Source organism: Flectobacillus major DSM 103 (assembly GCF_000427405.1).
Lineage (GTDB): Bacteria > Bacteroidota > Bacteroidia > Cytophagales > Spirosomataceae > Flectobacillus > Flectobacillus major.
In genome coordinates this window covers 1-16234 of the sequence record NZ_KE386491.1, presented here as the reverse complement: position 1 = coordinate 16234, position 16234 = coordinate 1, and the positions used below count along the sequence as shown (strand labels likewise).

General features: G+C 37.8%; 10 protein-coding genes. 4 read left to right on the top strand and 6 right to left on the bottom strand.

Features of this window, described 5'->3' with window-relative positions:
- Positions 1-17: 17 nt before the first annotated feature.
- On the bottom strand, positions 18-506 hold the full coding sequence (locus FLEMA_RS75850) for a hypothetical protein (RefSeq protein WP_026994009.1): 489 nt from the start codon (positions 504-506) through the stop codon (positions 18-20).
- Between the two features lie 631 nt (positions 507-1137).
- Here FLEMA_RS75850 and FLEMA_RS0102010 point away from each other — a divergent pair.
- Positions 1138-2166 carry a GntR family transcriptional regulator gene (locus tag FLEMA_RS0102010; RefSeq protein WP_081681237.1) on the top strand — a complete coding sequence of 343 codons (1029 nt, stop codon included), beginning with the start codon at positions 1138-1140 and terminating at the stop codon, positions 2164-2166.
- Between the two features lie 57 nt (positions 2167-2223).
- Here the strand turns inward: FLEMA_RS0102010 and queG are convergent, their stop codons facing one another.
- Positions 2224-3156, bottom strand: a complete 933-nt coding sequence (queG, locus tag FLEMA_RS0102005) for a tRNA epoxyqueuosine(34) reductase QueG (RefSeq protein WP_026994007.1) — start codon at positions 3154-3156, stop codon at positions 2224-2226.
- A 236-nt stretch (positions 3157-3392) separates the two neighbouring features.
- On the opposite strand from queG, the gene FLEMA_RS0102000 reads away from it, so the two are divergent.
- The 3 genes from FLEMA_RS0102000 (at position 3393) to dnaJ (ending at position 9307) form a co-directional block, all read left to right on the top strand.
- Entirely contained in the window at positions 3393-7355 is a 3963-nt protein-coding gene (locus FLEMA_RS0102000) for a sialate O-acetylesterase (RefSeq protein WP_044170620.1), read from the top strand.
- Between the two features lie 191 nt (positions 7356-7546).
- On the top strand, positions 7547-8095 hold the full coding sequence (locus FLEMA_RS0101990) for a nucleotide exchange factor GrpE (RefSeq protein ID WP_026994005.1): 549 nt from the start codon (positions 7547-7549) through the stop codon (positions 8093-8095).
- Between the two features lie 54 nt (positions 8096-8149).
- Positions 8150-9307 carry a molecular chaperone DnaJ gene (gene dnaJ, locus FLEMA_RS0101985; protein ID WP_174395954.1) on the top strand — a complete coding sequence of 386 codons (1158 nt, stop codon included), beginning with the start codon at positions 8150-8152 and terminating at the stop codon, positions 9305-9307.
- Between the two features lie 305 nt (positions 9308-9612).
- Here the strand turns inward: dnaJ and FLEMA_RS0101980 are convergent, their stop codons facing one another.
- The 4 genes from FLEMA_RS0101980 to dnaA all read right to left on the bottom strand — a co-directional run bounded on the left by FLEMA_RS0101980 (position 9613) and on the right by dnaA (position 16075).
- Positions 9613-12582 carry a glycosyltransferase family 117 protein gene (locus tag FLEMA_RS0101980; protein ID WP_026994003.1) on the bottom strand — a complete coding sequence of 990 codons (2970 nt, stop codon included), beginning with the start codon at positions 12580-12582 and terminating at the stop codon, positions 9613-9615.
- Between the two features lie 282 nt (positions 12583-12864).
- Complete coding sequence (gene pheS / locus FLEMA_RS0101975; RefSeq protein ID WP_026994002.1) at positions 12865-13902, bottom strand: phenylalanine--tRNA ligase subunit alpha; 1038 nt, start codon at positions 13900-13902, stop codon at positions 12865-12867.
- A 260-nt stretch (positions 13903-14162) separates the two neighbouring features.
- Complete coding sequence (locus tag FLEMA_RS0101970; protein WP_144080029.1) at positions 14163-14489, bottom strand: hypothetical protein; 327 nt, start codon at positions 14487-14489, stop codon at positions 14163-14165.
- Positions 14490-14644: 155 nt separating this feature from the next.
- Complete coding sequence (dnaA, locus tag FLEMA_RS67210) at positions 14645-16075, bottom strand: chromosomal replication initiator protein DnaA (RefSeq protein WP_044170618.1); 1431 nt, start codon at positions 16073-16075, stop codon at positions 14645-14647.
- Positions 16076-16234 lie beyond the last annotated feature (159 nt).

The window sequence follows — 16234 nt, the reverse complement described above, 5'->3', positions numbered from 1 at the left end:
ATGACAAACTACTTATGTTACAAATGATTCCGCTTATTTTTTTTATATGAATGTTTTTTCTTTGTAGCCAAATACTCCAGCTTTTTGATTCTATCTTCCTGTTGAAGAATATACAGAGTCATTTCCTCTATTTTTTGTAAAAGCAGTCTTTGATTATCAGCTATATCAATACCATCTTTTAGAACAGTTTCAGTACTTGGAACATCAGGAAGATGGCCGTTCTCTTTTATATAGCTCTTAACTTTGTCCAAAGATGAAAGCTTATATTCTGGCTTAAATACATAATCTGCCCAGCCAGAAGTATTTTTTACAGCAACCCTTACTTTTTCGGTAAGAACTCCCTTTGGTACATACAGGCCATAATTACCTATAATATTAACTTGGCTCGACTTGGGGCCTACAACTACATAAGGAGCCAGATACATCACCGAATCTGCTTTGGTCTGAGCATAAATAGATAGTGAAGAAAACAAAATGGAGAGAAAAAATAAGTGTGACTTTTTCATACATGATTCAGGGTTTATAAAAGTTGAGAATTAAGGCAAAAATGATAATAGTTTGTTTTTCAATTATTTAACCCAAATATATGATTCATATATATCTCTAACAATCAAATTCATGTGTTTTTATTTTATGGTAAATCAGTTGGTATTTCATCGTAATGTAAAACTGCCTTGAGCCTCAAGAGCTATTCTCACTTTAAAGGAACTATATCAAAAAAGTACAATATGCTTATTTGTATTTTTTAGTTTTCATTTCATTCCTCTTTTCTGAATTTTACTGGTGTAATTATAACAAAACCTGCAAGAATCGTCCTATTAGTGGGTATTTATGCACTTTTTGCAAGATATGTACTAGGATTTGACAGACTTGTCCTAACACAATCTTGATTGCTATTGGTATCTTTGAATCATCAAAAAACTGGATTTTATCATAAAAAATCAGTATTTATCTAATCTGAGTAGAAAATACTAGAATCGTCCAAAACCCTTTTTTGTCTTACCTCTAATATGCTCAAAAGGTGCTAAAAAAAATATCAGTATATAATAAAGTAATATTTGATAACCCAGTTTTTTGATACTATTGAAAATAGACTTTTGCCCAATACCTTATAAATACTATATCATTAAAATCTGTATGATGAAGACTTTCGTAGAATTTGCTCAAATTAAGCACGACTCAAAAACCCCTAAATATCAACAACTGGTTAATTCCCTCTTGGCGGATATTGAGGCTGGTGTACTCAAAACAGGCGAACGCTTACCGTCTATTAATGAAGCCAGCGAAGAATGTTATCTTTCTCGTGATACTGTCGAACGTGCTTATGCCGAATTGCACCGATTGGGTGTAATTACGTCTATCTTTAGAAAAGGATATTTTATTTCTGGTAAATCGGCTCAAAAGAAAACAAAGGTTTTTTTCTTGGTGGGTAAAATTACCGAAAGTAATAAGGCTATTTTTAATGCCTTCGTGAATGCCACTGGCAAAGAAGTGATTGTCGATATTTTTACTTATAACTACAAAAGCGACAATTTCCGCGAAATTATCAACAACCATTTGGGCAATTATCACTATTATGTGATTATGCCACACTTGATTGAAGAAAACGAAGAAAATATCAAATGTCTCAAGAAAATTTCGGGCGAAAGATTAATTCTTTTAGACAAGTCTCTGCAAAACCTCAATGGCACAAACTCTTCTATCCTCAACAATTCGGGCGAAGAGATTTGTAAAGTAATGCAAAGCCAATTAGAGATTTTCAAAAAATATCATACCCTTAACTTGGTATTGACAGAAGAAGAATACTTCGATGCTGAGTTAATTACAGGTTTCCGCAATTTCTGCGAAAATAATGGCTTCGACTTCCAAGTACTAGATGGCCTTGAAGGAGAAGAAGTTGAAAAAGGTAATGCTTATTTGACAATGGACGATGCCGACTTGGTATTAGCCATTAAATCAGCCAGTACCAAGGGTTTTGAACTCGGACAAGAAGTTGGCTTGATTTCGTTGAATGACTCATGCTACAAAGAAATTTTAGCAGGGGGTATTTCGGTAATTTCGAGTCCTTTGGAAGAAGTTGGCAAATTGGCCGCTTCGGTAGTGCTAGAAGGCAAACGAATGAGTTCACAAATGCCTATGCAAATCATTCTTAGAAATTCATTATAATAAGGTATATTAGAAAATGAGTAAAGCAACTTTCCCTTGGATTGTTGCTTTTTTTATTTATTTCACAAAATCAATATTTCGTTTTAATCCAGCTAGTTTGGTACGTTTTACTGGCGAGTTCTTAAATATTACCTTAAAAACCTCTTCGGTTATTTCTTCCCAATCATTTTTGCTAAAATCTTTTAGTTGTGGGTGTATTTCAAAAAGTGGCTCTTGGTGTGGTTTGGCGAAGCGATTCCACGGGCATACATCTTGACAAACATCACAACCAAATATCCAATTATCAAACTTACTTTTCATATCAAGGGGAATAGCCTCTTTGAGTTCGATAGTAAAATAGCTGATACACTTTGAGCCATCGACAGTGTAAGGCTCGATAATAGCCTCGGTTGGACAAGCATCTATACAGCGTGTACAAGTACCGCAATAGTCTTTGACGGGGCCGTCGGGTATCAGTTCTAGGTCGATGATAAGTTCGCAAATAAAGAAAAAACTCCCCATTTGCTTGTTGATAAGATTGCTATGCTTACCAGCCCAGCCCAAACCAGATTTTTTGGCCCAAACTTTGTCCATCACAGGTGCCGAATCTACAAAAGCCCTACCTCCTACCTCTCCGATTGTATCTTGAATAAAAGTCAATAGCAATTTGAGTTTATCTTTTATAACAAAGTGGTAGTCGGTACCATAAGCATATTTAGACAGCTTCAAATCATCTTCGCCTTCGGGTAAACGTTCGGCAGGAAAGTAGTTGTATAATAGCGAAACTACCGATTTGGCATCGTCTACCAACAATCGAGGGTCGAGCCGCTTGTCGAAATGATTTTCCATATAACGCATTTCGCCGTGCCTATTGGCTTTGAGCCATTGTTCCAACTTTGGGGCTTCCTCTTCCAAAAATGTAGCACTCGACACCCCACAAAAATCAAAGCCTAACTCTTTTGCTTTTTGTTTGATAAGCCTTGTATTGTGCATTTTTTGTAAATCGGTCATTCAATATCATTATTTAGGTGTACAAAGGTACGCCTCTTTGCTCATTTTGTGTAGGCATTTAAAATGTTTTCAATATCTTTGCATAAATCCACGTATGCTTTTCTAAGCTATCATTCTATTACTCTTAGGCTACTAATTTATAATTTCTTTATAATCATATTAACGCTTAATAAATAAACCTAAATGCCTTATTATCAGTATTGTACTTTTTTAATGAAGTGCAATTTTTTATTATTATGAAGAAACTAATAACATTATTTCTCTCCTTAGTTGCCCTAAGTGCTATTCATGCCCAACAAATAGGTTCAACTTTCTTTACGCAACTACCACAAAATAAGCAGTTGTACCCCCGAAATGCCAAAAATGAAGCACAGGTAGGTATCAAAGGTAGTATCAATACCAGCGGAGGTGCATACTATAGTGTAACGGTGTACCGTAATGCTGATCGCTATGCTTATCAAAAAGCTAATATTACTTATCAATCTGCCAATTCGGGGACATTTGCATTTTCTCCCATCACCATCAAAGCCGAACTAGCCGAGTATTACTTTGAAATCTACCTAAAGAAAACAACGGGTGATTCTGTGTTTGTTCGGGGCATTAGTGATGTGGTTTGTGGCGATGTTTATGTACTCACAGGGCAGTCAAACTCTACAGCATTTTTCAACGATAGCCGTACCAACGAGTTTTGCAGAACATTTGGTAAAATCACTGACGAACTCAATACAACCCCTTACAATCCTGCCGATACCCTATGGGCCTTATCAAACGAAAACTCCTACAGCACAGGTGTTGGTACAATGGGTTTTGAATTTCAGAAAATTATCCAAGAAAAATACGGTATTCCTACCTGCTTAATCAACGGGGGCTTTCACTGGTCGAGTGCCCAACACCATGCTACGCGTACAGCAACAAATCCTGCCGACCTCAATAACGGGTACGGTCGAATGCTTTACCGATTACAAAAAGCTGGCGTTGCCAATAACGTAAAGGCATTGATATACAGACAGGGTGAAAGCGAAGCCTATGGCGAAGGTGGCAATTTTAGCTTGTACTTTGAACAATTTTATAATAACCTAAAACTAGATATTCCTTCTATTCAAAAACTTTACCTTTTTCAAATAGATATTATTGATAATGGCGTAGCCGCAGCTCCAATGGTACGTGAAGAACAACGTAGATTGGGGATTAAATACGCCAATATTTCGGTGGTGCCTTCGGTTGGAACGATTGGTTTTGATGGCTTACATTATTCAGCTGAAGGGTATCAGCAAAATGCCCGAGAATTTAGCCGCCTCATCGGCCGAGATTTTTATAATAGTACCGGTACCGACAATATTGATGCTCCTAATATTCAAAAAGCCTTTTTTACCAATCCCGAACGAACTCAAATAGCTTTAATTTTTCAGGATAATCAAGTATTAAAATGGCCTGAGGTGTACCGAGATGCCCAGATGAAAGATTTCTTTTACCTCAATAATAATAGCGGTTGGATACAAAATGGTTTTGTACAGAAAAATGCTGTTATTCTCAACCTAACCTCTAGTGCCAACTTTACAGATATTTCTTATTTACCATCTCTAATTCCACAAGGTAACCCACTATGGCCGTATTCTGGGCCTTATGTTACCAACAAAACGGGGATGCGAGCGTTGTCGTTTTATCAATACCCTATTGGAGCATACAACGCAAATAATGTTATTCCTCAAGATAACACCCCTGTTGTTACTTTCAGTAAAATACCCCAAAATCTACAATTATTTGCTAGAAATGCCCAAAATCAGGCAAATATAACTGTAAAGGCTACTTTACAACAAAAGCCTATACAATACAACTATGTGTCGTTGATGACCCTGCGAAACGGTAGCCCTTACAAGTATCAAAAAACGGCTATTACTTATGCCTCTGGTGCTAGTAATTTTGAATTGTCAACCACTATCAAAGCTGAATTAGCAGAGTATAGTATTCAACTTTATGCTGTCGGGGGCAAAGATTCGGTACTTTTGGCCGAACGCAAGCAATTGGTAGCGGGCGATTTTTTTGTGATTCAAGGACAGGGCAATGCCAAAGCTTGGCGAACCATCAATAGTACTGCTCCTACTTATGCTTATACCAACGAATATTGTCGAAGTTTTGGGGGTATGGTCGACGCCACAAAACATCAATTGGCCGACACCACTTGGCTTATTTCCAATACAGCTGCTCCTTATGTTAGCGTTTGGGGTATTGAAATACAAAGGCTTATTGCCGAAAAATATGGTATTCCAAGCTGTATTATCAATGTTGCAGAAGTAAATGGTAGCATCAAAACCCAGAATATCAGCTCGGGGTCTAGCGATATTAGCAGTATTTATGGGCGATTATTATACAAGGTGAATAAGGCGGGTGCAAGTAACGCCATCAAAGCCCTATTTTGGTGGGGTGGCGAAATCGAGGCTACCAATGACCCTAATATTTACCAAAGCGAGTTTGACAAACTTTATAAGCTTTGGCAAAAGGATTTTCCCTCTATTACTAGAATTTACTGCTACCAAAACGATATTTATAAAACTCCTAATTACGACGCTGGGGCTTTACGCAATTTTCAGCGAACGTTGGCAAACACCTACCCTTTGATTCAAGCTATCACACCTTTAGGAGCTACTGATTTTTATGGTTACTATTACGCCACTACTGGCTACTTAGAAATTGCTTCAGAAACGTTTCGCTGGGTTGAAAATGACTTTTACACTACCAACAAAGTATCGATTGCAGGTAACCCTAATCTCAAAAGGGCGTTTTTTACCAGTGCTAAAAAAGATGAAATAGCCCTCATTTTTGACGATAATCAAACCCTCAAATGGCCTAATGAAATTAGTTATGATGGGGTTAGCCTTACCTTAAAAGACTTTTTCTATTTAGGCCAAAGTTCAGAGCAATTCCTTTCAGGCCGAGCAGAGGGTAACAGAGTTTATTTAAAGCGAGCAAACACAGGGCAGGCAAACACCATTACATACCTACCGCCTTATTTCGCTTATAATAACTTTCCAAAAGACCCAAGAACTATTTTTAATGGCCCTTTTTTAAGTAATACTACTGGGCAAAAAGCCTTCTCTTTTCATGAAGTAGCAATCATGAACAGCCTTGATACACCTACTGTTACGATACTTGGTAATTCGGCTAGTACGATTGATATTTCATGGACATCTGTAACAGGGGCAAATTCATATCTTTTGCAGGTATTGAAAAAAAATGACTTGTCGCTCATTGTAACCACTACCTTCAATACAAGTACCCTCAAAACCCAAATCAAGAACCTATCTAACAATACCGAATACCTTATTCAGATAAAGGCTATTGGTGAACAAGCCGAATCGGAATCTGTGCAAGTGACAGCCGAAACTTTCAGCCCGCTAGTTACGCCACAATTAACAGCCACTGTCAATTATTATAATAGCATTAGTCTCAATTGGTCAAATAACGATACCAATGCTAGTACTTTTGTGTTGGAAAGAAAAACAGCGAGCGATACCAAATATACACAAATAGCCCGTTTAAGTGTACCCACTATTACGTACAAAGACCTAGGGCTATCGGCCAATACAACTTATTCCTACAGACTAAAGTCGCAAAATAGTAAAACTGAGTCGGCTTATGCTTCAATAGAAATCAAAACTCCAGCCTTATTAAATACTCCAACGTTGGCAGCAACAGCGGTTTCGCACGAGGCCATCAAGCTCACTTGGAACAATATTGCAAATGCTACTTACTATACTATTGAACGTATGGCCGAAAATGAAACCAACTATACATCCATAGCCCAAGTAAATAGCCCAGAGCTGGAGTATTTGAATACCCCACTCAAAGACCAAACCACTTATCAATACCGCATTAGGGCATATTCGAGCATTAGCGAATCGCAGACAAGCCTTGCATCTGCCAAAACCTTTACAATTTTGGCAACCGAACAAGAAATGAACGATTTAGTTAGTATTTCGCCAAACCCTACCAGTGATTTTATTAAAATACAGTTTAAAAAACCCTTTACAGGCGACCTCCATCTGTATGAATTAACAGGCAAAACAATACACCAAACCAGCCTAGAAAAGGTGACAGAGCATAGTATTGCCTGTCGAGGTTTTCAATCTGGCCTATATATACTGATATTTAGAAATAATACCGGTAATTTCTCTGAAAAAATCCAAATTATTCAAAAATAATCCTTTATTCTTAGGCTTATTTTATCTAAAACCGTGAAATTTCGCAAAGAGCCTATTTTGATTTCTGACATTCAGGATAAAAGCCCTAACTTTGTAATTCTAAAATCTGTCAACTTGGCAGAAAAAATCAAATGGCAAAAAAATTGAGCATTTTTGAGAAGTTAAAAAATAAAGCGAAAAGTTCACTTAACATGGAAAATAAAGAGGAATTACAGGCAGAAGAACAAATTTTACAACAAGAGACTGACAATCAGACAGTCCAAGCAGAAGAGCTTATCAGCGAAGTAGAAAATAAAGAAGCTAGTCAGATTGAAACATTAACCAACGAGCTAGCAGAATTGAAAGATAAATATTTACGTCTTTATTCGGATTTCGACAATTTCCGTAAAAGAACAGCGAAAGAAAAACTCGATATGATTCAATCGGCATCGGCAGGTATCATTACTGATATTCTTCCTGTTGTTGACGATATTGAGCGTGCCGTTGCCAATGCACAAGAAGGTGAGATTTCGGAAGGTGTTACCTTGATTTTCAACAAATTGCAACATACGCTTTCGAGCAAGGGCTTGAAACCGATGAATGCCAAAGGCGAGGTTTTCAATCCAGATTTGCACGAAGCCATTACGCAGTTCCCTGCTCCGAGTGAAGACGACAAAGGTAAAGTGTTTGATGTAGTAGAAAAAGGGTATTACCTAAACGAAAAAGTAATTCGTTTTGCAAAAGTCGTAGTTGCTAATTAACAAACCACTGTGAAAATTAAGGCATAGTACTTATTCTTTCACTATTTATTGAATATCATGGCAAAAAGAGATTATTATGAGGTGTTGGGGGTAAGCAAGGGAGCAACCGAGGAAGAAATCAAAAAAGCATATCGCAAACTTGCAATTAAATATCACCCCGATAAAAACCCTGGCGACAAACAAGCCGAGGAGAATTTTAAAGAGGCCGCAGAAGCTTACGAGGTACTTTCTAATCAGCAAAAGCGTCAGCAATACGACCGCTTTGGTCATGCTGGTATGGGTGGGGCTGCTGGAGGTGGCTTCAATGGCGGTGCAGGTATGAATATGGAAGACATATTTAGCCAGTTTGGTGATATATTTGGCGATGGAAGTCCTTTTGGCGGTATGTTTGGTGGCGGCGGCGGTGGCGGTCGTCGTACAAGAAAAGGCTCGGATTTGCGTATCAAATTAAAGCTCAACCTAGACGAAGTAGCCAACGGTGTCGAGAAAAAAATCAAAGTAAAACGCCATGTAACCTGTAAGGCTTGTAGTGGAAACGGTGCCAAAAATGGTACTGAATTACAAACTTGCCAAACTTGTGGCGGTGCTGGCCAAGTTCGTCGTGTTCAACAAACTATGCTAGGCCAAATGGTAACAAGCTCAACTTGTCCTACTTGTAATGGTGAAGGCAAAATGATTAAAACTCGTTGTGAAGTTTGTTTTGGCGAAGGACGTGTCTTGGAAGAAGAAATTATTCCAATCCGTATTCCTGCTGGTGTAGCCGAAGGTATGCAACTTTCTATGAATGGCAAAGGTAATGTTCCGCCAAGAGGTGGCGTTGCTGGCGATTTATTGATTGTAATTGAAGAAGAAGCTCATGAGATATTGCACCGTGATGGCAATAATATCATTTATGAGTTATACCTCAATTTTGCAGATGCAGCCCTTGGTACAAGCGTAGAAGTACCTACAATTGGTGGAAAAGCCCGTATTACCATTGAGGCAGGTACACAGGCTGGTAAAATATTGCGTTTGAAGGGAAAAGGTATTAAAGAACTCAATGGCTATGGTACTGGCGACCAATTAATTCATGTGAATATTTGGACACCTAAAACCCTGAGCCGTGAAGAGTCGGATATGTTAGAGAAAATGAGAAACTCACCTAACTTTGCCCCAAAACCAAGTAAAAGTGACAAATCATTTTTTGAAAAAATGAAAGATTTTTTTAATTAAGCAACTCCTATTCAGGTAGTTGCTATAATAAAAGGTCATAAATTTTGCCTATTAAGGGTTTAATTTATGACCTTTTTTTGTTGCAGGAAAAGCTATTTCTGATTAATCCCTATTACCAATAATTTCGGAAAATACTGTTTAGGAATAAATACATTTTTCAAGCAATATCTCTGCCAATTTCTGAACAAGTTTTTATACCGAGCATCGTTGCATACAAAAAGCCCTTGAAGCTAGGCTCAAGGGCTTTGGTATGTAATCAGTAATTGAAATCAACATTTCGCACTTGCTATTCAGCAAGAACTCCTTTACGAGCTAGCTTTCTGCAATTGACGATTAAACATTTGTTCGTATTTGACAGCCTCAGGTAATTTTGCCTCTTTCAAGCCATTTACGATAATCTGCATTTCGTACAAAGCACTTTGAATTTCACGGGTATCGCTAGCACGGCGGTCTTCAAAATAATAATTCAAGGCTTTATCGTTACGATTCATCATTGTATCGGCTATTTGCAGAGCCGTTTTCTTATCACCTGCAGCCAAATATAATGCTACATAATTGGCACTCAACTGGTCGTAAGGAATTGTTTTATCTGGCAATACCTTCATTTCATAATCCAATGCAGCTTTTGCTTTAGCAAGCTTACCTTCTCTTACCAACTGGTCAACCAACCGCAAGAAACTCAAACGAGCTGTTACTACAGGTACTTCCAAATAGAAGTCTGAGTGATAATACGTTTTAGGATTGTCTAAGTCTCTCCAGAACATTTTGGTAGTCATGTTTTTATACATCAAATCTGTATTTACAAAACCATCTTTTGCTCCTGGTATTTTGAAAGGCATCAATCTATAAGCGTACCCTTCTAACTGCATAAACTCCTTCATATTCAAATAACTACCTCCTGCAAGTGTTGTAGCAAAGTAAATCGGTCTTTTCCAGCCATTCAACGCGTTTTGAGCAATAATATCAAGCTGAATCAACTCTGGCTTCATAATACCACTTTTACCTACATTCCAACTAATCTGATCTGTCAAGAATGGTTCTAGTTCTTTTGAAACAATACCCGATTTTTTCACTTCCTCTACATTGATTGGCAAGAATACCGTTTCCGATGGCATTGTATTAATCATTGTACCATCTTGCAAAGGTACTTTAATAGCAGCGTTGTCATCTTTTACGAGCTTCATGTATTCCAACAAATTAATACCCGATTTTACGTTAGGGTTTTCGTAGAATAAAATCTGGTCGTTGATACCTTCCATAAAACGGTCTTTAGACAATGAAATAGGCAATGCCTGCGATTCATAGGTTTTACGTTTCATTTGGTCGATATACCAATCTGTACCCAATAACGACAAGTTACAAACACGTACATCGGTACGGAAACCTTCTACTTCTTGTACATACCAAAGTGGGAAGGTATCGTTGTCGCCACCTGTGAATAAAATCGCATTTGGAGCACACGAGTTAAGCATATTTTTGGCAAAATCAATCTGATGATAACGGTGGTTACGGTCGTGGTCATCCCAGTTTTGCTGAATCAAAATAACAGGTACTATTGCCGAAAGAGCTGTAGCAGCAATACCGCTAGAAGTGGTATTTTTCAAGAATTTCAACAACCATTCGGCCAATTGCATTACGCCTAAACCTATCCAAATAGCAAAGAAATAGAACGAACCAACATAAATATAGTCACGTTCACGTGGTTCTGTTGGTGGCGAGTTCAAGAAAACAACCAAAGCTAAACCCGTCAGTAAGAACATCAGAATGGTTACTAAGAAATCTTTCTCATTTTTGCGATACAACAAGAAGAAACCTAACAAACCCAGTATTAATGGTAAATAGAAATAATTGTTACGAGCTTTGTTATGAGCAAGCAACTCTGGCAACTCGCCCTTACGGGTATAATCTATTACTCCAGCATCCTGAATGTCGCTTTCACGGCCAACAAAGTTCCAGAGCAAATAACGCATATACATGTGCCCCATTTGGTGGGTAAACAAGAATCGAAGGTTGTCGCCAAAAGTCGGTTTTTGTCCTTCTGCCAAGCCCAACATTTCCTTATACAATTCTACGTGCTGTGGTGCATTTGAATAAATACGAGGAAATAACATTTGGCCATCTTTGGCATAGCTTACTTTTTGCTTGTGGTCATACACAACGTATTTGCCATCTTGCATTTTGTACACAGGAGCACCTTGGTCAACGCTTTCTACTTCGGCCGTAAAAATAGGGCCAAACAACAACGAACGCTCACCATACTGTTCACGACGAAGGTATTTCAGGAAGTTAAGGATATTACTTGGGTCGTTTTCGTTGATAGGCGTATTATAAGTAGAACGAACCAACGCTAAGTCATAAGACAAATACCCTACCAAAACAAACGACAAGGCTAATAATGAGATATTTAAACCCACTTTTTCTTTTTTGTGTGAATAAATAATACCACCTACTAAAGCCCCTACAAAAAGTACCAAAAATACAACTACACCCGAGCCATAAGGTAAGCCCAAGCCATTAACAAAGCCTAATTCAAAGCTAAAGGCAATTGATGGAATACCCGGAATAATACCTGAGTTGATAACACCCAATATTACCAAACCTATCAACAAGGCCGCAAAACCACCCACATAAGTAGGTTTTGGATATTTTTTGAAATAATATAATAAAGCCAAAGCTGGCACAGTTACCAAGTTCAATAAGTGAACGCCAATTGATAAACCTACAAAATAAGCAATCAAAATCAACCAACGGTTGGCTGTGGCTTCGTCTTCGATAATTTCCCACTTAAAAGCAGCCCATACTACCAATGCCGTAAAAAATGAAGACATAGCATATACTTCTGCTTCGACAGCCGAAAACCAAAATGTATCGGTAAAAGCATAAGCAAGAGAACCAATCACACCAGCACCTAACAGCGTAATAGCTTCGCCAAAAGTAAGTTCATCAAATTTCTTATTTAATACTTTCCGACCAATCAGGACAATTGTCCAGTGCATAAATAAAATTGTTAGAGCACTCGAAACAACAGACATCATGTTGACCCAATAGGCTACTTGTGTATTGTCTGAACCAGCCAACATCGAAAACAAACGTCCTAGCAACAAGAAAAGGGGGGCACCTGGAGGGTGAGGTACTTGAAGTTTATAAGCACAAGCTATAAACTCGCCACAATCCCAGAAAGAGGCGGTTCGTTCGACAGTAGCGGAAAAGATAATTAATGAAATGACAAAAACGACCCAACCTACAAGGTCATTAATTTTTTTAAAGTTGTTCATTGGGGAATACGTTATCTGTTATAGGGTCAATGGTGTTGATAATTTTTATACTACACCTAATAAACGGGATTATACGCTTGTTTAAAAATCAAAAATAGCGAAAACCCTTGGTGAAATTGCCCTTCTATCCGTTAAAATGTGTTAAAAACGATATTTTAATCTGTTTTTCATGTAAATTTCCGAGTTAGAAAAGTAAATTGCTGATTATTCGCAAACATGAAAAGACCTCACAGGCTTATTCCTGCGAGGTCTTTTTTAAGTTATTACTTAAAAAAATATCCCTTAGATTCCTTCAAATTGACGAAGGAAACGAACATCATTTTCGGTAAATAATCTTAAATCTTTGATTTGGTATTTTAGCATCGTAATACGTTCAATACCCATACCAAAGGCAAATCCTGTATATTCTTTTGAATCTATACCGCAATTTTCCAAAACATTAGGGTCTACCATACCCGAACCAGCAATCTCTACCCAGCCCGAATATTTACAAACATTACAGCCTTTTCCTTTACAAATCAAACAAGTAATGTCGATTTCGGCAGAAGGTTCGGTAAAAGGGAAATACGAAGGGCGATAACGCACTTTGGTATCTTTACCAAACATTTCTTTGGCAAAGTGATATAAGGTATCTTTCAGGTCTTTGAAACCTACATTTTTGTCGATATACAAGCCTTCTACCTGATGAAAAAGGCAGTGGGCTCTGGCCGAAATAGCTTCGTTGCGGTATACACGCCCTGGCATAATCGAACGCAAAGGCGGTTTTTTATCTTGCATCAAACGAATCTGTACATTTGAAGTATGAGTTCTCAACAATACATCGTCGGCAACATTTCCGCCTTTTTTCTCGATAAAAAAGGTATCCTGCATTTCTCTTGCTGGGTGATTTTCAGCAAAATTCAAGGCAGTAAAGTTATAAAAATCGGTTTCGATTTCGGGGCCATCCGACACATTGAAGCCCATTTTCTCAAAAATCTCAATGATTCTTGCTCGTACTACGCTCAACGGATGCAATGTTCCATTTTCTTGCGGAATAATAGGCAATGTCAAATCAAACTCAACACTTACTGCACTTTCAGAAGCAGCTTCGACCAATGCCTGAAATTCATTGAATTTATTTTGTGCAAAATCCTTTAAGGTATTCAGCTGCTGTCCTACCTCACGACGTTGCTCGGCTGGAACATTTTTCAAGCCATCAAACAACTCGCCAATAACACTTTTACGACCAACATAAGCAATACGAAAAGCCTCAAGCTGTTCCTTATTGTCGATTTGATAATCAGCTACTTGCTGATGAATTTCTTGAATTTTCTCTTGCATTATTTCTCTATAATTAACCTTACAAAAAGGCCATGTACTTATAATATTTGATATTCTAAACCCCTTTTACTGAAGTTTAAAACTACTCCATCGATTTTGCTAGTATTACCCAAAAATGCCATATTGCACCCTTTGGGTCTGCAAAATTAACAATTTCAGCTAAAGCTGCTAAGCTTTAAAGAGGAGTTTTTTCAATTGAATTCTTAAATAGGAATATATTGGCACATGGATTTACCCAATGTAGGTAAGAGTAGCGAATGCTATTGTTTTTTTACTTTGTCTTCATAGCCTACTTGTAGCTTCAGAGGCGGGTTGTCCGAAAAATCTAAGATAGCATTTAGAATCATTTTGGCTTTGGCAAAAATACCTTTTTTTTGAGTAGAATCGCCTCTTTCTTCTTCACGCAATACCAGCTTTATCCTGAGTTTTTTCTTAGGATTATCCAGCATATTCATAACCTCAACAGGCTGAGGTACGGCCTCATCGTTGGCCAAAAGTTTGTCATTGAACAAAGTCAATACCACCAAACTACCAATTAGTACTTTGGTGTTTATTCTATATTTCAAATAGGTAGTCATATTCTTCATAGTTTCAGAGCAAACATTATATAATATCTTACACTTGTGGGAATATAACAAAAATAATCACTATATCTGAAAAGTTGCTAGCTCTTACCAAATAAAAAGCCGTTTAGTGGAATCTTCACACCAAACGGCTTTTGTTGTTTCTCTACAAAATAGGATTATGACCTTACTCGTACTCTGTTAAAATGTTTATATAACTTCTGTATAGTTTTCTCTACTTCTTTATCCGACTCTATCAATACACTAATATTTTGTACCGCATGGATTACCGTACTGTGGTCACGACCACCAAAATGATACCCAATAGACTTGAGCGGCAAACTTGTAAATTCCTTCATCAAATACATCGCTACTTGCCTTGGAAATACAGTTTCTTTCTTTCTACTTTTTCCCTTCAAATCTGCTAAAGTAACATCAAAATGACTTGTAATAGCATCGAGGATGTTGTCAACGGTAATTTCCTTTTCATTGTCGACCACAATATTTTTGAGGGTAGCCCTTGCCAATTCCATATCTATTTCACGGCGGTTAAGCGATGCATGTGCCATCAACGATACAATCACACCTTCCATTTCACGGACGTTTGTATCTATACTATGAGCCAAATATTCTATAACTTCATCTTTGATATAAATACCATCGGCCTGTAATTTTTTCTGAATAATTGCAATACGTGTCTCAAAATCAGGCTGTTGCAAATCTGCCGTAAGGCCCCACTTGAAACGTGACAGCAAACGGTCTTGCATACCTGCCAAATCACGAGGCGGGCGGTCGGACGACATAATAATCTGTTTTCCCGACTGATGCAAGTGGTTGAAAATATGAAAGAATGATTCTTGGGTTTTTTCTTTTCCTGCCAAAAACTGCACATCATCCAAAATCAATACGTCTATTTGCATATAGAAATTGGTAAATGCCTGCAAGGTATTGTTCCGAATGGCATTGATAAACTGATTCACAAACTTTTCGGACGATACATACAAAACAAACTTATTGGCTTGCGTATCCTTGATATAGTTACCAATCGCCTGAATCAAATGCGTTTTTCCTAAACCAACCCCTCCATAAATCATCAGAGGGTTAAATGACGTTACCCCCGGACGCTGTGCTACAGCCATACCAGCCGACCGCCCTAGACGGTTACAATCGCCCTCCACAAAATTATCAAATATATAATGTGCATTCAGATACGAATCTAACTCCAGTGAATCCAAGTCCTTTAACTGAAATGGGCTTTCGTACAGGTTAGGTTCTGGTCGTCTTTGTACAGGTGGCGGTGTAGTAGATTTTTGATTAGGAACATTCAAGGCAATAGGAGGATTTTTACGGTCTCCTTTGTCTACAATAATAGAATATTCTAGCATACCATTTCGGCCAAGCGTATAATCAATAGCTTTGCGAAGGGCATGCACATAGTTCTCCTCTAGCCACTCATAAAAAAACTGGCTAGGAACTTGAATCGTTAATGTGTTACTTACTACTTTAAGAGGAACTATGGGTTCGAACCACGTCTTGAAGCTTTGCTCGTTTACTTCATGGCGTATTATTTCGAGGCACTTAGCCCACACTTGCCTTGTTTCGGTTTGCATGGTTGGGGTAAAATTTTAAAAGTAATGGCGATAATTCAGACGTCTGAAAGGCAAACCTCTGTTAATGAATCATTTAACTTTTTTAAAAAAGTAATGACTGGATTTGGGCCAATTCAAGCCACAAAAATAGTAAAATTTATTGTAGGGAAAAATTAGAAA